The organism is Streptomyces sp. NPDC059255, from assembly GCF_042752355.1.
Taxonomy (GTDB): Bacteria; Actinomycetota; Actinomycetes; order Streptomycetales; family Streptomycetaceae; genus Streptomyces.
Window position 1 is genome coordinate 149,332 of record NZ_JBHYZP010000020.1, and the last position, 22,963, is coordinate 172,294.

17 protein-coding genes are annotated in these 22,963 nt (G+C 72.7%); 8 read left to right on the forward strand and 9 right to left on the reverse strand.

Annotation, left to right across the window (positions count from 1 at the left end; all coding sequences use genetic code 11):
- Window positions 1–92 precede the first annotated feature (92 nt).
- Complete coding sequence (locus ACFXKG_RS23495) at window positions 93–4,325, forward strand: molybdopterin-dependent oxidoreductase (protein ID WP_384842327.1); 4,233 nt, start codon at window positions 93–95, stop codon at window positions 4,323–4,325.
- 61 nt (window positions 4,326–4,386) lie between these two features.
- Window positions 4,387–5,316 (forward strand): aldo/keto reductase, encoded by a 930-nt coding sequence (locus ACFXKG_RS23500; protein ID WP_384842330.1) that lies wholly within the window; start codon window positions 4,387–4,389, stop codon window positions 5,314–5,316.
- Between the two features lie 35 nt (window positions 5,317–5,351).
- Here the strand turns inward: ACFXKG_RS23500 and ACFXKG_RS23505 are convergent, their stop codons facing one another.
- Window positions 5,352–5,843: an FBP domain-containing protein gene (locus tag ACFXKG_RS23505; RefSeq protein WP_384842333.1), complete on the reverse strand. Its 492-nt coding sequence runs from the start codon at window positions 5,841–5,843 to the stop codon at window positions 5,352–5,354.
- A gap of 71 nt (window positions 5,844–5,914) precedes the next feature.
- On the opposite strand from ACFXKG_RS23505, the gene ACFXKG_RS23510 reads away from it, so the two are divergent.
- Together ACFXKG_RS23510 and ACFXKG_RS23515 are read left to right on the forward strand one after the other, a co-directional pair.
- Window positions 5,915–6,484: a TetR/AcrR family transcriptional regulator gene (locus ACFXKG_RS23510; protein ID WP_384842336.1), complete on the forward strand. Its 570-nt coding sequence runs from the start codon at window positions 5,915–5,917 to the stop codon at window positions 6,482–6,484.
- Window positions 6,485–6,586: 102 nt separating this feature from the next.
- Window positions 6,587–7,786 (forward strand): GDSL-type esterase/lipase family protein, encoded by a 1,200-nt coding sequence (locus tag ACFXKG_RS23515; protein WP_384842339.1) that lies wholly within the window; start codon window positions 6,587–6,589, stop codon window positions 7,784–7,786.
- Here the strand turns inward: ACFXKG_RS23515 and ACFXKG_RS23520 are convergent.
- The 6 genes from ACFXKG_RS23520 to ACFXKG_RS23545 all read right to left on the reverse strand — a co-directional run bounded on the left by ACFXKG_RS23520 (window position 7,783) and on the right by ACFXKG_RS23545 (window position 13,276).
- Window positions 7,783–8,145: a DUF4440 domain-containing protein gene (locus ACFXKG_RS23520; RefSeq protein WP_384842342.1), complete on the reverse strand. Its 363-nt coding sequence runs from the start codon at window positions 8,143–8,145 to the stop codon at window positions 7,783–7,785. The genes ACFXKG_RS23515 and ACFXKG_RS23520 overlap by 4 nt on opposite strands.
- Window positions 8,138–8,695 carry a DUF1697 domain-containing protein gene (locus tag ACFXKG_RS23525; protein ID WP_384842345.1) on the reverse strand — a complete coding sequence of 186 codons (558 nt, stop codon included), beginning with the start codon at window positions 8,693–8,695 and terminating at the stop codon, window positions 8,138–8,140. The genes ACFXKG_RS23520 and ACFXKG_RS23525 overlap by 8 nt, the downstream gene beginning before the upstream one ends.
- A 70-nt stretch (window positions 8,696–8,765) precedes the next feature.
- Entirely contained in the window at window positions 8,766–9,980 is a 1,215-nt protein-coding gene (gene mgt, locus ACFXKG_RS23530; RefSeq protein ID WP_384842348.1) for a macrolide-inactivating glycosyltransferase, read from the reverse strand.
- A gap of 61 nt (window positions 9,981–10,041) precedes the next feature.
- Window positions 10,042–11,421, reverse strand: a complete 1,380-nt coding sequence (locus ACFXKG_RS23535) for an ABC transporter substrate-binding protein (RefSeq protein WP_384842351.1) — start codon at window positions 11,419–11,421, stop codon at window positions 10,042–10,044.
- A gap of 23 nt (window positions 11,422–11,444) precedes the next feature.
- A complete protein-coding gene (locus ACFXKG_RS23540) occupies window positions 11,445–12,278 on the reverse strand; it encodes a carbohydrate ABC transporter permease (RefSeq protein WP_384842395.1) in 834 nt (277 codons plus the stop codon).
- A 2-nt stretch (window positions 12,279–12,280) separates the two neighbouring features.
- Window positions 12,281–13,276 (reverse strand): carbohydrate ABC transporter permease, encoded by a 996-nt coding sequence (locus ACFXKG_RS23545; protein ID WP_384842354.1) that lies wholly within the window; start codon window positions 13,274–13,276, stop codon window positions 12,281–12,283.
- Window positions 13,277–13,447: 171 nt separating this feature from the next.
- Here ACFXKG_RS23545 and ACFXKG_RS23550 point away from each other — a divergent pair, with 171 nt between their 5' ends.
- Entirely contained in the window at window positions 13,448–14,320 is an 873-nt protein-coding gene (locus ACFXKG_RS23550; protein WP_384842357.1) for a phosphotransferase enzyme family protein, read from the forward strand.
- 33 nt (window positions 14,321–14,353) lie between these two features.
- Here the strand turns inward: ACFXKG_RS23550 and ACFXKG_RS23555 are convergent, their stop codons facing one another.
- Together ACFXKG_RS23555 and ACFXKG_RS23560 are read right to left on the reverse strand one after the other, a co-directional pair.
- The gene (locus ACFXKG_RS23555) at window positions 14,354–15,058 is read right to left on the reverse strand and encodes a 3'-5' exonuclease (protein WP_384842360.1); all 705 of its coding nucleotides are present in this window, start codon (window positions 15,056–15,058) and stop codon (window positions 14,354–14,356) included.
- 104 nt (window positions 15,059–15,162) lie between these two features.
- Window positions 15,163–16,395: an SAV2148 family HEPN domain-containing protein gene (locus ACFXKG_RS23560; protein ID WP_384842363.1), complete on the reverse strand. Its 1,233-nt coding sequence runs from the start codon at window positions 16,393–16,395 to the stop codon at window positions 15,163–15,165.
- A 375-nt stretch (window positions 16,396–16,770) separates the two neighbouring features.
- Between ACFXKG_RS23560 and glgX the strand changes: the two genes are divergently transcribed.
- The 3 genes from glgX to ACFXKG_RS23575 all read left to right on the forward strand — a co-directional run bounded on the left by glgX (window position 16,771) and on the right by ACFXKG_RS23575 (window position 22,740).
- On the forward strand, window positions 16,771–18,891 hold the full coding sequence (gene glgX / locus ACFXKG_RS23565; protein ID WP_384842366.1) for a glycogen debranching protein GlgX: 2,121 nt from the start codon (window positions 16,771–16,773) through the stop codon (window positions 18,889–18,891).
- A gap of 266 nt (window positions 18,892–19,157) precedes the next feature.
- Window positions 19,158–21,500, forward strand: a complete 2,343-nt coding sequence (gene treY / locus ACFXKG_RS23570; protein ID WP_384842369.1) for a malto-oligosyltrehalose synthase — start codon at window positions 19,158–19,160, stop codon at window positions 21,498–21,500.
- A gap of 172 nt (window positions 21,501–21,672) precedes the next feature.
- Window positions 21,673–22,740 (forward strand): lytic polysaccharide monooxygenase, encoded by a 1,068-nt coding sequence (locus ACFXKG_RS23575; protein ID WP_384842398.1) that lies wholly within the window; start codon window positions 21,673–21,675, stop codon window positions 22,738–22,740.
- Window positions 22,741–22,963: the final 223 nt, after the last annotated feature.

The following is a 22,963-nucleotide window of genomic DNA, read 5'->3' on the forward strand; positions in this document are numbered from 1 at the left end:
TACGCCCCACCCCGGACCGCCGGACCCGGACGACCGCCCCGGACCCCCGGGCCGCCGGACCCCGGATCCCGTGTCCACGAAAGAGGCCGCCCGTGACCGCACCGCCTCCCCAGGACGGCTCCACCGCCACCGCCACCCAGCTGCGGACCGTCTGTTCGTACTGCGGTGTCGGCTGCGGGATCCTCCTCGACATCGGCGCGGGCCCCGACGGGCGCAGGAGCGTCCTCAAGGCGTCCGGCGACCCGGCCCACCCGGCCAACCGCGGCCGGCTCTGCACGAAGGGCGCGACCTCCGCCGCCCTGCTCACCGCCCCCGGACGGCTGACCACCGCGCTGGTACGGGCGGAGCGCGGCGGCGAGCCCGTACCGTCCCCGACGGAGGCGGCGGTCAAGGAGACGGCGCGGCGGCTGCGCGGGATCCTCGACGAGCACGGCCCGGACGCGATCGCGTTCTACGTGTCGGGGCAGATGAGCCTGGAGGCGCAGTACCTCGCCAACAAGCTCGCGAAGGGGTTTCTGCGCACCAACCGGATCGAGTCCAACTCGCGGCTGTGCATGGCGAGCGCGGGCAGCGGCTACAAGCTGTCGCTGGGCGCGGACGGCCCGCCCGGTTCGTACGAGGACTTCGAGCACGCGGACGTCTTCCTCGTCACCGGCTCCAACATGGCCGACTGCCATCCGATTCTCTTCCTGCGGATGATGGAGCGGGTGCGGGCGGGCGCGAAGCTGATCGTGGTCGACCCGCGGCGCAGCGCCACCGCCGCCAAGGCCGATCTCTTCCTCCAGATCAGGCCGGGCACGGACCTCGCCCTGCTCAACGGGCTGCTGCACCTCCTGGTCGAGAACGGCCGCACCGACCCGGAGTTCATCGCGGAGCACACCGAGGGGTGGGAGGAGATGCCCGCCTTCCTCGCCGACTACCCGCCCGCGCGGGTCGCGGAGATCACCGGCATCCCGGAGGCGGACATCCGGCGGGCCGCCGAGTGGATCGGCGGCGCGGGTGAGTGGATGAGCTGCTGGACGATGGGGCTGAACCAGTCCACGCACGGCACCTGGAACACCAACGCGCTGGTCAACCTGCATCTCGCGACCGGGGCGATCTGCCGTCCCGGCAGCGGCCCGTTCTCCCTCACGGGCCAGCCCAACGCCATGGGCGGGCGCGAGATGGGGTACATGGGCCCCGGGCTGCCCGGCCAGCGGTCGGTGCTGGTGGCGGGAGACCGGGCCTTCGCCGAGGAGTTGTGGGGCGTCGAGCCGGGGACCGTACGGGCCGACGGGTTCGGCGAGGGCACGGTGGACCTGTTCCGGCGGATGGCCGAGGGCGACGTCAAGGCGTGCTGGATCATCTGCACCAACCCCGTCGCGTCGGTGGCCAACCGCAGAACGGTCATCGAGGGGCTGGAGCGGGCCGAGTTCGTCGTCACGCAGGACGTCTTCGCCGAGACCGAGACCAACGCGTACGCGGATGTCGCCCTGCCCGCCGCCCTGTGGGCCGAGTCCGAGGGCGTCCAGATCAACTCGGAGCGCACGCTCACCCTGAGCCGGCAGGCCGTGGAGCCGCCGGGCGAGGCCTGGCCCGACTGGCGGATCATCGCCCGGGTCGCCTGCGAGATGGGGTACGAGGACGCCTTCGGCTACGCGAGCGCCGAAGAGATATTCGAGGAGATCAAGCGCGCCTGGAACCCGGCGACAGGCTACGACCTGCGCGGGGTGAGTTACGAGCGGCTGCGCCGGGCCCCCGTCCAGTGGCCCAGCGCCGCCGCCGACGGCCCCGACCGCAATCCGGTCCGCTACCTCAACGACGGCGTCAGCCAGACCCTGGCCGAGCGCCCCGACGGCAGCAGGCCGCGGCTCTCGTTCCCCACCGCCTCCGGCCGGGCCGTGTTCCACGCGCGCCCGCACCTGCCCGCCGCCGAACTGCCGGACGACGACTTCCCGTACGTCCTGAACACCGGCCGGCTCCCGCACCAGTGGCACACGCTGACCAAGACGGGCAAGGTCGCCAAGCTCAACAAGCTCAACCCCGGGCCCTTCGTGGAGATCCATCCGTCGGACGCACGGGAGCTGGGGATCGCGGAGGGCGACGCGGTGGAGGTGGCGTCGCGGCGGGGCCGGGCCGTGCTGCCCGCCGTGGTGACCGAGCGGGTACGGCCCGGGGGCTGCTTCGCGCCCTTTCACTGGAACGACCTGTTCGGGGAGTACACCTGCGTCAACGCGGTCACCAACGACGCGGTCGACCCGATCTCCTTCCAGCCGGAGCTCAAGGTGTGCGCGGTGTCGCTGACCCGGCTCACCACCGCGCCCGCCGCCGCGCCGGCCACCGCCCCCGCCGTTCTGACGGGCGACGCCCCGGCGGGGCGCGACGGGAGGGTGGCGGAGCTGGCGGGCGTGTTCGGTACGGACGGTCTGACGCCGCCGGTGCTGAGCGACGAGGAGCGCCGCTATCTGGCGGGGTTCCTCGCGGGGCTGGGCGCCACGACGGGAACGGGCGGGGCGGGGGCGCCGGGGGCCGGGGCGGGCGGCAGCGTCACCCCGGTGCTGCCGGTGCACGCGCCGTTCGCCCCGGCGCACGCCCTGTGGGTCAACGGTGTCCTCGCCGGTATGTACTCCCGTACCCCGGCCACCGCCTCCCTGCCCGCCGCGGGCTCCTCCGGCTCCGCCGCCCGTGAGGTCGTCGTCCTGTGGGCCTCGCAGACCGGGAACGCCGAGGAGGCCGCCGCGCTGGTGGTACGGCGGCTGGCGGAGGACGGACACGCGGCGCGGCTGCTCAGCATGGACGACACGGCGCCGGACGCGGTCGGGCGCGGCGCGGATCTGCTCGTCGTGACCAGTACGTTCGGCGACGGCGACGCCCCCGACAACGGCACCGGGTTCTGGGCGGCCCTCAGCGCCCCGGGCGCCCCCCGGCTGGACGGCGTGCGGTACGCGGTGCTGGCCCTCGGCGACTCCTCGTACGACGACTTCTGCGGCCACGGCCGCCGGCTCGACGCGCGCCTCGACGAGCTGGGCGCCGTCCGCCTGGTGCCCCGTACCGACTGTGAACCCGAGTACGAACAGCCCGCGGGGCAGTGGCTCGACCACGTACGCGCGGCGCTGCGTACGGAGCCGACGGCCGACGGCGCGGGGACCGCCGAGGCGGCGGTGACGGCCGGGACGGCGGAGGCGGCGCCGCCCGCCGCCACCCCCGTACCGGCGTCGGGGCCCGGCAGGGTCGCGTCCGCCACCGGGCGGCTCACCGGGAACCGGCTGCTCAGCCTCCCGGGCGCCACCAAGGAGGTGCGCGAGTTCACGTTCGACACCGGCGACAGCCCCGTCCCACTGGTCTACGAGGCGGGTGACGCGCTCGGCGTGCAGCCCCTCAACTGCCCGGATCTCGTCGCCGAATGGCTCGCCGTCACCGGACTCGACCCCGCCACCCCCGTCGAGCTGCCCGGCCCCGGGGAGGTCGCGCTCGGCGAGGCCCTGCACCGCCATCTCGACATCGCCGCGATCACCCCCGGGCTGCTGCGGCTCGTCGCGGAACGCACCCACGACCGCACCCTCAAGAAGCTGCTGCGGCCGGACAACAAGGGCGAGCTGGCCCAGTGGGCCTGGGGCCGCCAGTGCGTCGACGTCATCGCCGAGTACCCGGTACGGGCCACGGCGGACGAGTGGACGGCCGCCCTCACCCGGCTGCGGCCCCGCCTCTACTCCATATCGTCCAGCCCCCTGGACGACCCCGCGCTCATCCGGCTCACGGTCTCCGTGGTCCGGTACGACAACCGCCACGGCCACCCGCGCAAGGGCGTCGCGTCGGCCTTCCTCGCGGACGCCGCGCCCGGCAGCCCCGTACCGGTCCACGTGCGGCGCTCCCCGCACTTCCGCCCGCCGGCCGATCCGGCGACCCCCATGGTGATGGTGGGCCCCGGCACCGGCGTCGCCCCCTTCCTCGGCTTCCTCCAGGAACGCCGGGCCCGCGGCCACCGGGCGCCGAACTGGCTCTTCTTCGGCGAGCAGCGGCGCGCCACCGACTTCTACTACCGGGAGGAACTGGCCGGGCTGCGCCGGGACACCACCCTGACCCGGCTGGACACCGCCTTCTCGCGCGACCAGCGGGCCAAGGTCTACGTCCAGGACCGGATACGCGAGCACGGCGGCCGGCTGTGGTCCTGGCTCCAGGACGGCGCCCACTTCTACGTGTGCGGCGACGCCTCCCGGATGGCCAAGGACGTGGACCGGACCCTGCGCGAACTCGCCGTGGCCCACGGAGGTCTGGACGAGGACGGGGCGGCGGCGTACGTCAAACGGCTCGCCGCCGAGAAACGGTACGTACGCGACGTCTACTGACCCCGCGAGCACCGGTCCCGCGGCCGGACGCCGTCCGGGGAGGGCCGGATACCGTCCAGGAATGACCGAACAGAAGACCGGACACCCGAACCCGAACCCGGACCTGAACCCGAACCCGGGCCCGGACCCGATCGCGGAGACCTTCACGCTGGGCGGCGGACTCCCCGTACGGCGGCTGGGGTTCGGTACGGCGCAGCTCACCGGGCCCGGCTACTGGGGCCCGCGCGGCGAGAGGGCGGATGCCGTCGCCGTCCTGCGGCGTGCCGTCGAGCGCGGGGTGACCCTGATCGACACGGCGGACAACTACGGACCGGATCTGGCGGAGGAGCTGGTCGCGGAGGCGCTGGCACCGTATCCGGCCGGGCTGACCGTCGCGACCAAGGGCGGCGTCGTCCGGACGAGCGCCCGTGCCTGGCATGTCGAGGGCCGTCCCGAGCGGCTGCGGGCGATGTGCGAGGCGAGTCTGCGCAGGCTGCGTACCGGGACGATCGGCCTGTACCAGCTCCACCGGCTGGACCCGGCGGTGCCGATGGAGGAGCAGCTGGGGGCCCTGGACGAGCTGCGGCGGGAAGGGAAGATCCGGTACATCGGCCTGGACTCCGTCACCGCCGAGCAGTTGGAGCGGGCGCTCCCGCTGACCGGGATCGCGTCGGTGCAGAACCGCTTCAACCTCCTGGACCGCGCTTCGGCAGCGGTGCTGAGGCTGTGCGAGCGGCACGGGCTCGCGTTCCTCCCGTGGTTCCCGCTGGCCAACGGCGCGTTGACGGGTACGGCGGCCTCGGCTCTCGACTCCGTCGCCGGACGCCACGGCGCCACGCGCGGGCAGATCGCCCTGGCCTGGCTGCTGCACCACTCCCCCGTGCTGTGCCCGACCCCGGGCACCGGTTCGCCGGTCCATCTCGACGAGAACCTGCGCGCCACGGAGATCCGGCTGTCCGCCGAGGACCTGCGCGCCCTGGACACGCTCGCCTCACCCGCCCCGCTCGGCTGATGCCCGGTCGATGACCGACGCGGCGGGCACCCCGGTCACGCGGTCACCTTGGCCAGGAACGCGGCGACGTTCGCCACGGTCCGCCCGATCCGCTCCTCCACCGTGAGCGACTCGGGGAGCCGCGAGCCGACGCCCGCGTCCTTCTTCCCGCGCACGTACAGCGAACAGGCGAGGTCGCCGCACATGTACGTGCCCACCGAGTTGCCCTGCTGCCCGGCCTTCCCCGCCTTGGGGGCGACCATCAGACAGACGCCACCGGTGTGGAGGGTCAGGCACATCGAGCACATGCTGCGCCGCGTCTGCCAGGAGGCGGGACTGGGAGAGCGCAGCGCGAGGGCCCGGAGGCGGCCGTCCAGCTCGATGGCGAGGTAGGCGCGGTCGGGCGCCTGCGGATCCCGCCAGCCGAGGTAGTCCAGGTCCTCCCAGGGCCGGTCGGCCAGGTCACGCGGTACGGACAGGCGCTTCGCCGCGCCCTTGGTGCAGTTCACGAACGCGGCACGGATTTCTTGTTCGGTCAGCGGCTTCATGAAGAGTAAGCTAATTTGCCTAAACCTTATAGGCAAATGCATAATCGATTCAGGTCGATGAAGGAGGGGTTATGGCACGTGCCGGACTGACCACGGAACGCCTCGTCCGGGCCGGCGCGGAGCTGGCGGACACGGTCGGCTTCGACCAGGTGACCGTCTCGGCGCTCGCCCGGCAGTTCGACGTCAAGGTGGCGAGCCTGTACTCGCACCTGAAGAACTCCCACGACCTCAGGACCAGGATCGCCCTTCTCGCACTGGAGGAACTCGCCGACCGGGGCTCGTCCGCGCTGGCCGGGCGGGCCGGCCGGGACGCCCTGACCGCCTACGCCGACGTCTTCCGCGACTACGCCCGGGAGCACCCCGGCCGCTACGCCGCCGCCCAGTACCGGCTCGACCCGGAGGCCGCGGCGGCGAGCGCCGGGGGCAGACACACGCAGATGACGCGGGCGATCCTGCGCGGCTACGACCTGCCGGAGCCGGACCAGACCCACGCCGTACGGCTGCTGGGCAGCGTCTTCCACGGCTTCGTCAGCCTGGAGCTGGCCGGCGGCTTCAGCCACAGCTCTCCCGACTCGGCGGAGTCGTGGTCGTGGACGCTCGACCGCCTCGACGCGCTGCTCCGGGGCCGGCCGGCGCCCTGAGCCGGACGCCGTCACGGACACCAGGCACCAGGCACCAGGCACCAGGCACTTCACGGCATCCCGCATCCGGCCCCCTCCCCTCCGATCAACAGGTTGAGACCCATGAACGCCCCGGACATGAACGCCCAGAACGCCCTGATCACCACACCCGTCACCGCGGAACTCCTGCGCGGCGCCCTCGAAGTGGAGCGCACCGAGCACGGCGTGCTGCCGCACCGGCTGCCCGCCCGGGCCCGCGCCCAGTGCGCCGACGCGCAGCTCGCCCTGGCCGAGTCCCAGCCCTCCGGCGTACGGCTCGCCTTCCGCACCCGGGCCACCGTCCTGGAGCTGGACACGCGGCGCACCAAGCGTGTCTACGCCGGCGCCCCGCCCCGTCCTGACGGCGTCTACGACCTGCTCGTGGACGGGCGCCCGGCCGGCCGGGCCGGGGTGACCGGCGGCAACACGCTGACCATCGACATGGCCACCGGGTCCGCGCAGACCTCGTACGGCCCGGTCGGCACCCTCCGCTTCGACGACCTGGCCGAGGGGGTCAAGGACATCGAGATCTGGCTGCCGCACAACGAGACCACCGAACTCGCCGCGCTGCGCACCGACGCCCCCGTCGAGCCCGCGCCGGACCGGGGGCACCCGGTGTGGCTGCACCACGGCAGTTCGATCAGCCACGGCTCCGACGCCGCGAGCCCCACCACCACCTGGCCGGCACTGGCCGCCTCCCTCGCCGGGGTGGATCTGATCAACCTGGGGCTGGCCGGCAGCGCCCTGCTCGACCCATTCATCGCCCGCGCCCTGCGCGACACCCCCGCCGACCTGATCAGCATCAAGATCGGCATCAATCTGGTCAACGCCGACCTGATGCGCCTGCGCGCCTTCGGCCCCGCCGTCCACGGCTTCCTCGACACCGTCCGGGAAGGCCATCCCGCCACCCCGCTGCTGGTCGTCTCGCCCCTCCTGTGCCCGATCCACGAGGACACGCCCGGCCCCGCCGCCATGGACCTCTCCGCCCTCGGCGAAGGGCGGTTGCGGTTCGTGGCCACGGGCGATCCCGCGGAGCGCGCCCAGGGGAAACTGACCCTCGGCGTCATCCGGGACGAGCTGGCCCGGATCGTGGCCCGGCGGGCGGCCGAGGACCCGCATCTGCACCACCTCGACGGCCGCGCCCTCTACGGCGAGGCGGACTCCGCCGAACTCCCGCTGCCCGACGGTCTCCACCCGGACGCCGCCACCCACCGCCGCATCGGCGAACGCTTCGCCGCACTGGCCTTCGCCCCCGACGGCCCCTTCAGGAACGACAGGCCCTAGCCGTACGGCGTCCCCTGGTGGAAGTAGAGCAGCCAGTGGTCGCCGGTCAGCCGCCAGAGCGAACTGCGGTGGGCCCGGCGGCCCTCGGACTCCGTGTCGAAGGTGAGGTGCACCACGTCCGGAGCAAGCCGTACGCCGCGCATCTTGGAGGTGGTGATCGGCCGCTTGGCGGGCCCGCCCCACGCCATGAGCGCGGTGATGATCGCGTCGCGCTCCCACTCCCGGCCCGAGGAGCCGAACTCCCGGAAGTCCGGGTGCAGCAGCTCCGCGAGGAGCGCCGGGGAGGCGCGGACGGCCGGGTCGAGGAGGCGCAGTTCGGCGTCGATGGCCGCGGCGATCGCGGAGGTGCGGTCAGTCACGGGACAGCTCCACCAGTTTGACGACGGTGTTCCAGTTACGGCTGGTGGCCGTGAGGCCCTTGAACAGGGCGGGCCTGGCGAGCGCCTCGGCGAGCTTGGAGCGGCCGAGACCGTCGGGTGCGTACAGGTACAGCGCCCGGTCCCCGAGGCGGAACTCCTCCGGGAGATAGCCGGCCGGATCGAGCGACGCGAACCGCTCGGGGGCCACGGGCCCGGAGAAGCAGGTGAGATGGAGCTGCCGGCCCTCCAGCGTCCCGGCCGGAAAGGGACAGGCGTCGGCCACGGCCCGCAGATACGCGGCGTTCCGTACGAGGCAGTCGACGGTGAAGCCGAAGCGCTCCTCGATGGCCCGCTCCAGGGCGGTGGCGAGGGCGTTCTCCGGGTCCTCGTCGTCGGAGTCGCTGGTGAAGACGGCGTTGCCGCTCTGGAGGTACGTACGGACCCGGCCGTGGCCGAGTCCGGTGAGCAGCGCCCGGAGTTCCGCCATGGGAACTTTCCGGTGGCCGCCGACATTGATGCCGCGCAGGAGCGCCACATAGGTCGTGGTCATGGGCCCCACGATAGGGCGGGGCCGCGCCCGGGGCACCCGGCGGCGTGCTCCGGGCGCGGGGCCCGCGCGGTCATCGGGCCAGGTCCTGCGGGAGTTCGGCCTCGATGAGGTCGGCCGCCCGGCGGGTGCCGCCCTCCGCGGCCATCCCGGCCTGGATGCCGGCGAGCCTGCGGGCCACCTCCGGGTCGGCGGCCAGCGTGAGGACGGCCTCGCGCAGTGCCTCCGGGGTGGCCTCCGCCGTGTCGATCCGGCGCGCGACACCGAGGGCGACGAGCGTGTCGGCGTTGCCGAACTGGTCGACTGCCTGCGGTACGGCGACCATCGGGGTGGCCGTGGCCAGGCCCTCCTGGCTGCCGCCCGCGCCCGCGTGGGTGATGAAGGCGTCGGCCTGGCGGAGGACGGAGAGCTGCGGCACCCAGTCCCGTACCTCGATGTTGGCCGGGATCTCGCCCAGCTCCGAAGCCTCGACGTTCTTGCCGATCTGGAGCACGACATGCCAGCCGGGCACGGTGCCGAAGGCGGCGACGCACGTCCGGTAGAACGCGGGCTGCTTGGTGAAGGACGAGCCGAGCGAGACGAGGAGGACCTTCTCCGCCCCGGCGGGCCGCTGCCACTCCCCCTGGTCGGCGCGGTCGCCCTGGCAGGCTCCGACGAAGGTGAAGACGGCCTCGTCCACGTCGTCGGCCCGGGGCTGCAGGGCCCTGGGGATCAGGACGAGGGAGCGCCCCGGTTCGGCGCCGAACCGGTCGGGGTCGGCGTGGTCCATCTGCTGGTCGATGAGCCATTGGGCGAGCCGTGCCCGGTACGCCCTGCCGCGCTCCGACGCGTCCAGCTCCGCGAGCATCGGCTCCGCGACCTCTTCGTGGTAGCCGTTCCAGGCGACCATGTGCGTGGAGATCTGGAAGAACGGCACGCCCCAGCGGTGGGCGAGGACGGGCGCCGGGTAGGAGGTGGTGTCGCCGAGGACCAGGTCGGGGCGGTCGTCCTCGAAGGCGGCGGCGAGTTGCGGCAGGGCCTGGATCGCGTCGTCGAGGAACGGCTCCAGGTTGTCGATGAGTTCCGTGCCCCACGCCTCGGGGTCGTCGTCCGGGGTGGGCAGGAGGGAGCTGTAGATCACGGGGTGGGCGCCGGTGGCCGCGACCTTCTCCGCGAAAATCGCGGGGATCGCGTAGCTGACGCGATGCCCCCGGTCGACGAGTTCCCTGATGACGTCGAGGCTCGGGTTCACATGGCCGTGGGCGGCGATGGAGAACATGGCGATGTGGGCGGGCTTGGCTGCGGTCATGCCCTCAACGTAGACGAGACGAGACGTCTCGTACAACTTATTTCCGGGAGGCCCCGGCCGCCTACCGCTGATAGCGGGCCAGCACTCGATTACCGTCCTCGACCAGGCGTTTCTCCAGTTCCTCCCGGTCGATCGCGCCGCTGTAGTACTCCTGGAGCGCGGGGGTCGCCACCTTGTCCTTCCACTCCGGGTAGCCGCGTACGGACTGGGCGGGGGCCGGGCGCAGTCCGCGCGCGAGCGCCGCGCCCGTCGCCCAGCCGTGCTCGGCGGTGCCCAGGGACGGGTCCGCGAGGGCCGCCGTACCGGTGGGCAGCATCCAGTCGCCCTTGGCCAGGCGCACCATGTTGGCGGGGCGCAGCAGGAAGTCGAGAAAACGCGCCGCCTCCTTCTTGTACGGGCTGTCCCGCGCGATGGAGAGCGTCTGCGGGCTCACCCCCTGCGCGGGTTCGGCGCCGGCGCTCCCGTCACCGGCGGGGGCCGGCAGGACGGTCCACTCGAAGCCCTCCGGGGCCTGCTGGATGACCTGCTGACGGTACGAGAACCCGAGCGGGACCATGGCGTACCGGCCGCCGAACAGTCCCGGCAGGGTGTCGGAGCCGCCCATGCCGAGGGTGGCGCCGGACGCGCTGCGGTCCGTGGTGACCTGTCGCCGGACGGTGTCGGGCACCACGGCGTCGGCCTCGGTGAACCGGACCGTCACCTTCCCGTCCGGGCCCCGGTGGAAGAGCCGACCGCCGGTGGAGAGGCCGAGGTTGAGCGTCGCGGAGACGGGGTCCTTGAGCGGCCAGGCGACCGCGAACCGTCCCTTCGCCTGCCCCTGCCCCTGCCCCTGCCCCTGCCCCTGCCGCATGAACGCGGTCAGCTCACCGCTGATCCGCCGGAACTCCGGCCAGCTCCAGGGGTGGCGCGCGGTGGGGATCCGGACGCCGGAGGCCTCCAGGATCTTCTTGTTGGCGATCAGGACGCGGGGTTCCTGGAGGAACGGCACCCCGTAGACGCCGTCCCCGAAGGTGGCCGTCTCCCAGCTGCGCCGCGGGATGTCGCGGGTGAGCCGGCCGGAGAGCAGGGGGCGCAGATCGGCGAGGTGCCCGCCGTAGGCGAAGTCCGCGAGATCGTCGGAGGCGTCATGGATGACGTCGGGCGCCTCGCCGCCCTCGAAGGAGGTGAGGAGCTGGTCGTGGACGCTGTCCCAGCTTCCCTGCACGTACTCGACCCGGATGCCGGGATGGGCCGCGTTCCACTCCTTCACCAGCTCCTTGTTGACGCGGACGGACTCCTCCTGCCAGGCGAGGGACTGGAAGCGCAGGGTGATCCGGCCGTCCCGCGCCCGGTCGGAGCCGTCGCCCGAGCAGCCGCCGAGCAGCAGGGCGAGGACGGTGGCGAGGGCCAGGGCCGGGCCCGTCCACGGTCCGCGGGTCGGCCCGGGTGTCTGCCCGCGCATCAGCCCGGGTGTCCGCCCGCGCATCAGCTCTTCACCGCCCCGGCCAGCGTCCCGCCGGTGATCCGGCGCTGGATGAGCGCGAAGACGAGGAGCGAGGGGAGGGTGGCGAGGAACGCGGCGGCGGCGAGCGGCCCGAGGTCCGCGGCGCCCTCCGCCCCGATGAAGTGGGTGAGGACCACCGGCAGGGTCTGTCTCTCCGGGGACTTGAGCAGGACCAGCGCGAAGAAGAACTCGTTCCACGCGGTGATGAACGCGAAGAGCGCGGTGGCGACGATGCCGGGCGCGAGCAGCGGCGCGACGACGGAGACGAGGGTACGGATCCGGCCCGCGCCGTCCACGGCGGCGGCCTCCTCCAGTTCGGCGGGCAGGGCGCGGACGTACCCGGTGAGCATCCAGAGCGCGAACGGCAGCGACCACACCACGTACACCAGGACCAGGCCCCCCGGGGAGTTGACGAGGCGGAGGTTCTTGAGGACGAGGAAGAGCGGAATGATCACCAGAACGAAGGGGAACGCCTGGCTCACCACCACCCAGCCGGATGCTGCTCTCGCGAGTCCGCCGCGCCGACGGGCCAGCACATAGGCCGCCGGGGTCGCCACGACGACGGCGATCACCGCGGCGGCGAGGGCGACGGTCAGGCTGTTGGCCGCGGCCCGCAGCAGCGGCTGTTCGCCGAACGCCTGGCGGAAGTTGTCGAGGGTGGGGTGGTCCGGGATCCAGGTGGGGTGGAGGCTGCCCAGCTCCCGGGGCGGTTTGAAGGCCGTGGACATCAGCCAGAGGAACGGGAAGGCGAGGAAGACGAGGTAGCACAGGAGCGCGGCGTACTGTCCGGCGCGTACGGTGCCACTGACGCGCATGCTCATGCCGCGGCCCCTTTCGTGAGCCGGCCGGCGAGACGGAACGCGAGGAGCACCGAGATCACGGCGACCATCACGCATCCCATCGCGGCGGCGTAGCCGAACTGGCCGTACCGGAACGCCTCCTCGTACGCGAAGAGCATCGGCAGCCGGGTGCGGCCGCCGGGGCCGCCGCTGGTCAGCACGTAGACCAGGGCGAACGAGTTGAAGTTCCAGATGAGGTTGAGCGCGGTGATGGCGAGGGCGACCGGCCGGAGCGCCGGCCAGGTGACGGTGCAAAAGCGGCGCCAGGCGCCCGCGCCGTCGAGCGCGGCGGCCTCGTGGAGTTCGCGCGGCGTGTTCTGGAGGCCGGCCAGCAGGGCGACGGTGGTCTGCGGCAGGCCCGCCCAGACGCCGACGACGATCACCGCGGGCAGGGCGGTGGAGAGACCGGTCAGCCAGTCCCGCCCCTCGCCCAGGCCCAGATCGCGGAGCGTCTCGTTGAGGACCCCGGCGTCGGAGTGGTAGACGAGCCGCCACATGACGGCGACGACGACCTCGGGCATGGCCCAGGGGATGATCGCGAGGGCCCTGGCCAGCGGGCGCAGCCGCAGCTCCGCGTCGAGGAGCAGCGCGAGGCCGAGGGCGAGCGCGAACTGCGGCACGGTCACCCCGGCCGCCCAGAGCAGGCCGATGCCGAAGGAGTCCCAGAAGAGCGTGTCGTGCAGCAGGTCCTGGAAGTTGAGGGCGCCGATCCACCGGGTGGGTTCGGTACGGCCGGACTGCGCGTCGGTGAAGGCGAGCGCGATGCCGTAGAGCAGCGGGCCGACGCTGAGGACCAGGATCGGCAGCAGCGCGGGCAGCACCAGGAACCAGGCGCCGTGGTCCAGCACCCCCCGGCTCCGCTCCCGGCCGGGCCGCTCCAGGCCGGACCGGCGCCTGCCGAACCGCGGCCCGCCGGGGCGGCCACCGCCCGCCCGCTCTGCCGCTGACCGCGTCGTCGCGGTGGCCGATGTCACGGATGCGACTCCTTCGGTTGGGGCCGTCGGCGCCGTCCTGTCCGCCCTCGTCATCGTGGTGACGCCCCCTCGGTACGTCAAGCACGCACACGCGTCCGGATGCGACACTTCGCGGTGGCACGGGGCGCGGCGGAACGCGCGAGGCGACGACCGGAAGTAAGTGGGCAGAGGATGGACGAGGCGCGGGCGCGGGGGATTCTCGCCGCGGCGGGGCTGCCGCACGACGCGGAGCTGCTGGCCCTGGGCGAGAACGCGGTCTTCGGGACGGCCGGGCTGGTCGTCAAGGTCGGCCGGGACGCGCGGGACCACCCCGAGCTGCTGGAGCGCGCCCGGCGTGAGGTGGCCCTCGCGTCCTGGCTCGCGGAGTGCGGGGTGCCGGCCGTCCGGGCCGCCGAGCCCGGGGCCCGGTCCGTGGCGGGCCATCCGGTGACGCTCTGGCACCGGCTGCCCGAGGCCGTGCGCCCGGCGGGCCCCGCCGATCTCGCCGCGCTGCTGCGGCTCGTCCACGCGCTGCCCGCCCCCGATCCCGCCGTGCTGGCCCTTCCCCGCCGTGAACTCCTCGGCGGGGTGGAGCGCTGGCTGCGGATCGCGGGCGACACGATCGACCCGGCGGACGCCGACTATCTGCGCGGGCGCAGGGACGGCTTCGCCGAGGCCGCCGCCACCCTCACCCCGCATCTGCCGGCCGGCCCGATCCACGGCGACGCGCTGCCCCGTAACGTCCATGTCGGCCCGCGGGGACCCGTGCTGGTCGACCTGGAGACCTTCTCCGCGGACTTCCGCGAGCACGACCTGGTGGTCATGGCGCTCTCCCGGGACCGGTACGGGCTGGCCCCCGAGGCGTACGACACGTTCACCGCGGTGTACGGCTGGGACGTCCGCGCCTGGTCCGGCTGCCCGGTGCTGCGCGGTGCCCGCGAGACGGCCAGCTGCGCCTGGGTGGCGCAGCACGCCCCGGCCAACCCCAAGGCGCTCGTGGAGTTCCGGCGCCGGGTCGCCTCCCTGCGGGACGACGACCCCGAGGTCCGCTGGTACCCCTTCTGACCGGCCGCCCGGCCCGCCGTCCGGGGCCCCGGGTCAGGTCGCCGTCACCGCCGGCTCGCGCAGCGGCCACCCCGCGTCGACGACCGCGTCCGTGTTCCCCTTCCCGCGCAGGAAGCGCTGGAAGTCCACCGCCCACTCCTCGTACCAGGCGATCTGACGCTCATGCAGCTGCGCCGGGGTGAGGGCGGCCACCTCGGCGTGCCGCTCGGCTATCGCGGTGGCCACCCGGGCCGCCGCCAGCGCGTCCGCTCCCGCGTCGTGGGCCGCGTCCAGCACCACGCCGTACTCCCCGCAGACCGCTTCCAGGTTGCGCTTGCCCCGGCGGTACTTGTCGACCGCCCGGTCGATCGTGTACGGGTCGATCACCGGGCCGACCGGGCGGAGCTCCGGCAGTCCGTGGCGCCGCAGTTCCGCGGCGAGGAGCGTCAGGTCGAACGGCGCGTTGTACGCCACGACCGGCACCCCGCGCGCCCAGTAGCCGCGCAGGACCTCCGCGATCTCGCCCGCCACCTCGGGCGCGGGGCGCCCCTCCGAGGCCGCGCGCTCGCTGCTGATGCCGTGCACCGCGGACGCCTGGGCGGGGATCCGGATGCCCGGGTCCGCGAGCCAGCTCCGCTCCCGTATCACTTCGCCGCCCTTGACCTCGACGACCGCGGCCGTCACGATCCGGGCCTCCAGCGGCTCCGTACCGGTGGTCTCCAGGTCGAAACCGACGAGTGTTTCCCCGTGCCAAGTCATGGTGTGGCCCTCCTTCGTGGTGCGGTGGTGCTTCCCCCGCTTCCCCCCGTCGGATCTCCCCGCCGGACTTTCACCCTGCCACGCCCCACTGACAACGCCCCGGTTCAGGAGACCGGCCGGGAGTCCGTCCAGACCGAGTCGAACTCCTCGCGGTAGGTCTGGAAGAGTCCGTGCTCCGTGTCCTGCCCCGCGCGCACGACCTCACGCCCCCCGCCCCGCAGGACCAGCACCGGGGCCTCCATCCCGCGCGCGCGGCGCAGATACGACTGGACGACGGCGAGGCCGTCGGGGCCGTCCCCGTCCACCAGGTACGCGGTGAAGCGCGGCGTCTCGTCGAAGACATGGATCTCGAAGGCGCCCGGGTCGCGCAGCTTGGAGCGCACCCGGCGCATGTGGAGGATGTTCATCTCCACCGAACGGCTCAGCTCCCCCTTGCGCAGCCCCAGCTCGCGCTCCCGGCGCTTGACCGCGCTGCTCGCCGGGTTGAGGAAGACCAGCCGCGTCCGGCAGCCGGACTCCGCGAGCCGGATGAGGCGGCGTCCGGAGAAGTTCTGGACGAGGAGGTTGAGGCCGATGCCGATGGCGTCGAGCCGCCGGGCGCCGCCGAAGAGGTCCTCCGCGGGGAGCTGCCGCTGCAGCCTGACCCGGTCGGAGTGGACGGAGACGACGTCCCCGTACCGGTCGCCGATCAGGTCCTCCACCGCGTCGACGGGCAGCCGCTGCGACGGCGGTATGCCGCTGCCGCCGCCGAGGATCTCCAGCAGCCTGGCGGAGGCCCGTTCCGCCTGGGCGAGGACGGTCTCGGAGAGCGCCCGGTTGCGGGAGACGACGTTCCGCGCGACCTCCAGCTCGTCGAGGGCCAGCTCCACGTCGCGGCGGTCGTCGAAGTACGGCTCGAAGCACGGCCAGTGCTGGACCATCAGCTCCCTGAGCTGCGGGAGGGTGAGGAAGCTCAGCACGTTGTCGTCGGCCGGGTCGAGGAGGTAGCCCTTGCGCCGGGACACCTCCCGTACGGCGACGGCGCGCTGCACCCACTCCTGTCCCGCCGGTCCCGCGGCGGCGACCACCCACTCCTCGCCGTGCACGGGCTCGTAGATGGGCCGCAGTACCGCGGCGACGACCGCGCGCAGCCGCTGCTCCACCAGATTCAGCCAGATGTAGGCACGCCCGGCCCGCTGTGCGCGCGTACGGACCTCGTTCCAGGCGTCCGCGCCCCAGTCCAGTTCCGCCCCGATCTCCATCGGTCGCGCCAGGGAGACCGCTCCGGGCGGGATGTCGCCGGACTCCCCCGCATGACCTGCGTCACCGGGGGGCAGCTCCAGCCCTCCCGAGCTCACCCGCGCACCGCCTTCTCTCCCTTTTCAACGATCAAGGAAGGGTACTCCGCCGACCGGACCAGGTGCAGCAGGATGCACAGGCTCCTTTCTCAACTCCCTTGTTCGAGAGGCTTGTTCCGGGTGCCGACTTCTGCCGGAGTGAGATGGTTCATAGGGATTACGCCCGGTCTTCACCGCGTACCGGCGGGGCGGGAAGAGCCCGGTGGGACCACCGGGAAGGATGACCGGTCCGGGCGACAGGGTGACGCGCCCGGTTGACCCTCCGGGCAAGAAGCGCCAAGAACGCCCCGGGTTCCTAGGTGCTTGCCCTACTTTCGGGGAAGATCTGGCTCAACAGCCCGCTCCACCCGGATCAGAAATGGAAGAGTCCTATCTATGCAGGTCTGGCCGGGACAGACATATCCCCTCGGCGCCACGTACGACGGCGCCGGTACGAACTTCGCGGTCTACTCCGAGGTCGCGCACCGGATCGAGTTGTGCCTGCTGCACGACGACGGATCAGAAACGGCGGTGGAGCTCCGCGAGACCGACGCCTTCGTGCGCCACGCCTACCTGCCCGGCATCATGCCGGGCCAGCGCTACGGCTTCCGGGTCCACGGTCCGTACGAGCCGGAGCGCGGGCACCGCTGCAACTCCGCCAAGCTGCTCCTCGACCCGTACGCGCGTGCGATCAGCGGTTCCGTCGAGTGGGGCGAGTCGGTGTACGGCTATCACTTCGGCAAGCCGGACTCGCGCAACGACATGGACTCGGCCCCCCACACGATGTCCTCGGTCGTCGTCAATCCGTACTTCGACTGGGGCGACGACCGCCGCCCGCGTACCGACTACCACCGCACCGTGCTCTACGAGGCCCATGTGAAGGGCCTGACGATGCTCCACCCGGAGCTCCCCGAGGAACTGCGCGGCACCTACGCCGGGCTCGCCCATCCGGCGGTGATCGAGCACCTGACCGAACTGGGGGTCACGGCGCTGGAGCTGATGCCGGTGCACCAGTTCGTCAACGACCACCGGCTGGCCGACGCCGGGCTGGCCAATTACTGGGGGTACAACACCATCGGCTTCTTCGCCCCGCACAACGCCTACGCGTCGTGGGGCGACCGGGGTGAACAGGTCCTGGAGTTCAAGCAGGCCGTACGGGCGCTGCACCAGGCCGGCATCGAGGTCATCCTCGACGTCGTCTACAACCACACGGCCGAGGGCAGCCATCTCGGCCCGACGCTCTCCTTCCGCGGCCTGGACAACGCGCAGTACTACCGGCTCTCCGAGGACCAGCGCTACTACACGGACACCACGGGCACCGGGAACTCGCTGCTGATGCGCAGCCCGCACGTCCTCCAGCTCATCATGGACTCGCTGCGGTACTGGGTGACCGAGATGCATGTCGACGGCTTCCGCTTCGACCTCGCGGCGACCCTGGCCCGCCAGTTCCACGAGGTGGACCGGCTGTCGTCGTTCTTCGACCTCGTCCAGCAGGACCCGGTGGTCAGCCAGGTGAAGCTGATCGCCGAGCCGTGGGACGTGGGCGAGGGCGGCTACCAGGTGGGGAACTTCCCGCCGCTGTGGACCGAGTGGAACGGGAAGTACCGCGACACCGTACGGGACCTGTGGCGCGGCGAGCCCAGGACCCTGGCCGAGTTCGCGTCCCGGCTGACCGGCTCGTCCGACCTGTACCAGGACGACGGGCGCCGGCCGCTCGCCTCCATCAACTTCACCACCTGCCACGACGGCTTCACCCTGCGCGATCTCGTCTCGTACAACGAGAAGCACAACGAGGCCAACGGCGAGTCCAACCGGGACGGCGAGAGCCACAACCGGTCCTGGAACTGCGGGGTGGAGGGCGACAGCGAGGACCCGGAGATCGTGGAGGTGCGCAACCGCCAGATGCGCAACTTCATGGCGACGCTGATGCTGTCCCAGGGCGTGCCGATGCTCAGCCACGGCGACGAGTTCGCCCGTACGCAGCACGGCAACAACAACGCGTACTGCCAGGACAACGAGGTCTCCTGGGTCCGCTGGCCGAAGCCGGGCGAGAAGACCGACCGGACGATGCTGGCCTTCACCCAGGCGATGGTGTGGCTGCGCCGGGACCATCCGGTCTTCCGGCGCCGGCGCTTCTTCCACGGACGCCCGGTGGAGGGCACGCACGACGACCTGTCGGACATCTCGTGGTTCACCCCGGAGGGTGAGGAGATGACCCAGCAGGACTGGCAGGCGGTGCACGCCAAGGCGATGACGGTGTTCCTGAACGGCCACGCGATCTCCGAGCCGGGGCCGCGCGGCGAGCGGATCTCGGACGACTCGTTCCTGCTGCTGTTCAACGCGAGCGGGGAGGAGCTGGAGTTCAAGGTGCCGGTGAACCACGGGCGGCAGTGGCAGGTGATGGTGGACACGGCGCGGCCGGAGGGTGTGGTGCGCGGGCAGGGCGAGATGGTCGACGCGGGCGAGCGGCTCAAGATGATCGGCCGCAGCATGACGGTGCTGATGCGCCCGGCGTAGCCCCTGAGGCCCTGTTCTCCAGCCGCGCCGGGCCCGTCCGGCCGACGTCCGGGCCCTGTAACCCAGCCGCGCCGGGCCGGTCCGGTCGGTCCGGGCGCCCGTCGGGCCTGGCGGGCGTCCGGACCGACCGGACCGGCCCGGCTTCGCCGTCCTGAGCGCGTCCACGCCATCCGCCCCCACACCGCGGGCCGCAGGGCCTACGGTGGAGACGGAACACGCGTCACTCCCATGACACAGAAGCCGAGAAGCGGGGTACGTACGACCGTATGACGCCCACTGCGACCTACCGGCTGCAGCTCCAGCCGGAATTCCCGTTCTCGGCCGCCGAGAGGGCCGTGCCGTATCTCGCCGCGCTCGGGGTCTCGCATCTGCACCTCTCACCGGTGCTGGAGGCCGTACCGGGCTCCACGCACGGCTACGACGTGGTCGACCACTCCGCCGTACGGGCCGAGCTGGGCGGCGAGAAGGGGCTGCGGCGGCTCGCCGGCACCGCGCGCGAGCACGGCCTCGGGATCGTGCTGGACATCGTGCCCAACCACATGGCCGCCGCGCCCGTCCACAACCGGGCCCTGTGGGAGGTGCTGCGGGAGGGCCCCGCGTCGCCGTACGCCCGCTGGTTCGACATCGACTGGGCCGCGGGCGACGGCAAGGTCCTCCTGCCGGTGCTGCCGTCGCCGGTCGGCGACGAACTGACGGCGGGCACGCTCCGCGTCGAGGACGGCGCGCTCCACCACGGCGACCGGCGCTTCCCCCTCGCGCCCGGGAGCGAGGAACTGCCGCTGCCCGCCCTGCTCGACGCCCAGCACTACCGGCTCGCGTGGTGGCGGCTGGCCCGCACCGAGCTGAACTACCGCCGGTTCTTCACCATCCCCGAGCTGATCGGGGTCCGCGTGGAGGACCCGGAGGTCTTCACCGCCACCCACGCCAAGATCGTCGAGCTGGTACGGGACGGTGTCGTCGAGGGGCTGCGCGTCGATCACCCGGACGGGCTCGCCGACCCGGAGGAGTACCTGCGCCGCCTCAACGAGGCGACCGGCGGCTGCTGGACGGTGGTGGAGAAGATCCTCGCCGACGACGAGGTCCTCCCCGCGGGGTGGGCGGTCGCCGGCACCACCGGCTACGACGCGCTGCGCCACATCGACGGGGTGTTCACCGACGGGGCGGGCGCGGAGGTCCTGGAGCGGCGCTACCGGGACGTCGCGGGCCCGGCGGGCGACCGCGGCGGCTACTGGCACGGAACCGCCCGGCGCGCCGCGTACAAGGTGGTCTTCCACGAACTGGCCGCCGAGACCGAGTTCCTGGTCCGTACGGCGCGGCGCGTCTGCGCCGCCGACCCCGCGCTGCGCGACCACGCGCCGTGGGCGCTGCGCACGGCGGTCCGGGAGCTGCTGGTCCGGATGCCGGTCTACCGCCCGTACACGACCGCGGGCGGGCCCTGCCCCGAGGCGGCGGAGGCCGCGGTCTCCGAGGAGGCGGTGCGGCAGGCGAAGACGGCGTTCGCGGTGGAGCGGGAGGCGACCGCCGTGGACGTGGTGCGGGAGCTGGCGCTGGGCCGGCTCGGCACGGGCGAGGACCAGAGCGAGTTCTGCGCCCGGTTCGCGCAGACCGCGTCCGCGCTGCGCGCCAAGTCGCTGGAGGACACGGCGTTCTACCGCTATGTGCCGCTGCTCTCGGCGAACGAGGTGGGCGGCGACCCGGGCAGCCCGGCGGTGAGCCCGGAGCGGTTCCACGCGTACTGCCTGCGGCTGGCGCGCGACTGGCCCTCCACCGGCACCGTACTGACCACGCACGACACCAAGCGCAGCGCGGACGTACGGGCCGGGATCGCCATCCTGGCCGAGTGCCCCGAGCGGTGGGACCAGTTGCTGGAGCAGGTGGCGGGGGTCGCGGCGCCGGACCCGCAGGTGGCGTGGCAGGCGTGGCAGACGGCGGTCGGTTTCACCCCGGCCGTGGACGGGACGCCGCCGGACGGGGCGCGGATGGTGCCCGCGCTGCTGAAGTCGGTGCGTGAGGCGGGGCTGCGGACGAGCTGGACGGAGCCGGAGCCGCTGTACGAGCAGGCGGTGGCGGCGTTCGTCGAGGCGGGCCCGGCCGGCCCCGCGCGGCGGACGGTCACCGCGTTCAACCGGGCGCTCGCGCCGTACGTACGGGCGAGCGCGCTGGGCGCGGCGCTGGTGCACCTCACCATGCCGGGGGTGCCGGACCTCTACCAGGGCACGGAGCGTGAGTATCTGGCGCTGGTGGACCCGGACAACCGGCGGCCGTTCAGGACGGGCCCGCCCGACGACCGTACGGTGGTCACGACGGCGGCGCTGCGGCTGCGCCGGGAGCGCCCCGAGCTCTTCGCCGAGTCCGGTACGTACACCCCGCTGCACGCGCTGGGCCCGGCCGCCGCGCACGCGCTGGCCTTCGTCCGCACGGGCGCCGCGCTCACCGTGGCGACGCGGCTGCCGTACGGTCTGGAGCGTGCGGGCGGCTGGCGTACGACGGAGCTGCCACTGCCGCCGGGGCCGTGGCGGGATGTGCTGACGGGGCGTGAGGTCTCGGGGACGGTACGTCTCGCGGAGCTGTGCGACCAGTTCCCGGTGGCGTTGCTGACCGCTGTCTGAGGGGGCCGCGCGGGGCCGGTCCCGGGGCCCTGCGCGCGGCCTGTTGCCGGAAGTTCGGCGCACGGCGTTTACAGAGTGGCCGAGCCGCGCTACGTTCCGAAATGGGAGCGCTCCCATCACCCGCCAGTCACAAGATTGTCATGATCATGCCGAAGGGACCCGCATGACCCGCATGATGAAACGCCCCCCACCGTGGCTGTCACACCCCCGCAGAGCCGTACTCCTCGCACTTCTCGCCGTGCTCCCCGCCCTGCTCCTGGTCGTCACGGACAGTCAGCCGTCCGAGGCGCACGGCACCCCGATGAAACCCGCCAGCCGCACCTTCATGTGCTGGCGGGACGGTCTCACCAGCACCGGCGAGATCAAGCCCGTCAACCCCGCGTGCAAGGCCGCGGTCGCGGAGAGCGGCACGACCCCGCTCTACAACTGGTTCTCCGTACTGCGCTCCGACGGCGCCGGGCGGACCAAGGGGTTCATCCCCGACGGCCAGTTGTGCAGTGGCGGCAACGCCACGTTCAGCGGCTTCAACAAGAACCGGAGCGACTGGCCGCTCACCCACCTGACCTCGGGTGCGTCCCTCGACTTCTCGTACAACGCGTGGGCCGCGCACCCCGGTTGGTTCTACGTGTACGTCACCAAGGACGGCTTCGACCCCACGAAGACCTTCACCTGGGACGACCTGGAGTCCACACCGTTCCTGACGGTCGACCACCCCCAGGTCACCGGCAGCGTCGGCACCGTGGAAGGCGCGTACAAGTGGACCGGCAACCTGCCGACCGCCAAGAGCGGGCGCCACATCATCTACATGGTGTGGAAGCGTTCGGACAGCACCGAGACCTTCTACAGCTGCTCGGACGTGGTCTTCGACGGCGGCAACGGCGAGGTGACCGGCATCGGTGAGCCGGGCAGCCCGAACGACCCGCCGACCGATCCCACGGCCACCTGCACCGCCACCCGCAGGACCACCAACTCCTGGTCGGGCGGCTACCAGGCCGAGATCACCGTCAAGAACACCGGCGCCAACCCGATCCTGGGCTGGATGGTCGAGTTCACCCTGCCGTCCGGCCAGAAGGTCGACAGCCTCTGGAACGGTAACGCCACCTACGGCGGCCAGGAGGTGATGGTCCACAACGTCGACTGGAACGGATCCCTGGCGGCCGGCGCCTCCACCACCTTCAGTTACGTCGCCTCGGGCGGCCCGCCGGACACCGCCACCTCACCACCCTGCTCCGTGCACTGACCGGCACGCCCGCGCGCCGACGGGCGTCCCCCGGGCGCCGACAGGCGCACCCGCACACTCCGGTGTCCGGCCCCCACCCGGACACCGGACAACACCCGGCCCGCCGTCACACCCCCACACCGGGCGGCGGGCCGGGCCCGGACCGCGGCACCGCACAGAGCCGGGTGGCACAGGCCCTAGTGGGAGGAGAGCCGGAAGCTCATCTGCCCGAAGGTCACCATGT

Excerpts from the sequence above, each read along its gene's own strand:
- ACFXKG_RS23550 (WP_384842357.1), top strand. The coding sequence starts at position 13,448 with ATGGACGAGGCGCGGGCGCGGGGGATTCTCGCCGCGGCGGGGCTGCCG.
- ACFXKG_RS23575 (WP_384842398.1), top strand. The coding sequence starts at position 21,673 with ATGATGAAACGCCCCCCACCGTGGCTGTCACACCCCCGCAGAGCCGTA.
- ACFXKG_RS23500 (WP_384842330.1), top strand. The coding sequence starts at position 4,387 with ATGACCGAACAGAAGACCGGACACCCGAACCCGAACCCGGACCTGAAC.
- mgt (WP_384842348.1), bottom strand. The coding sequence starts at position 9,980 with ATGACCGCAGCCAAGCCCGCCCACATCGCCATGTTCTCCATCGCCGCC.
- ACFXKG_RS23525 (WP_384842345.1), bottom strand. The coding sequence starts at position 8,695 with ATGACCACGACCTATGTGGCGCTCCTGCGCGGCATCAATGTCGGCGGC.
- ACFXKG_RS23555 (WP_384842360.1), bottom strand. The coding sequence starts at position 15,058 with ATGACTTGGCACGGGGAAACACTCGTCGGTTTCGACCTGGAGACCACC.
- ACFXKG_RS23505 (WP_384842333.1), bottom strand. The coding sequence starts at position 5,843 with ATGAAGCCGCTGACCGAACAAGAAATCCGTGCCGCGTTCGTGAACTGC.
- ACFXKG_RS23540 (WP_384842395.1), bottom strand. The coding sequence starts at position 12,278 with ATGCGCGTCAGTGGCACCGTACGCGCCGGACAGTACGCCGCGCTCCTG.
- ACFXKG_RS23510 (WP_384842336.1), top strand. The coding sequence starts at position 5,915 with ATGGCACGTGCCGGACTGACCACGGAACGCCTCGTCCGGGCCGGCGCG.
- ACFXKG_RS23515 (WP_384842339.1), top strand. The coding sequence starts at position 6,587 with ATGAACGCCCCGGACATGAACGCCCAGAACGCCCTGATCACCACACCC.
- treY (WP_384842369.1), top strand. The coding sequence starts at position 19,158 with ATGACGCCCACTGCGACCTACCGGCTGCAGCTCCAGCCGGAATTCCCG.
- ACFXKG_RS23535 (WP_384842351.1), bottom strand. The coding sequence starts at position 11,421 with ATGCGCGGGCAGACACCCGGGCCGACCCGCGGACCGTGGACGGGCCCG.
- glgX (WP_384842366.1), top strand. The coding sequence starts at position 16,771 with ATGCAGGTCTGGCCGGGACAGACATATCCCCTCGGCGCCACGTACGAC.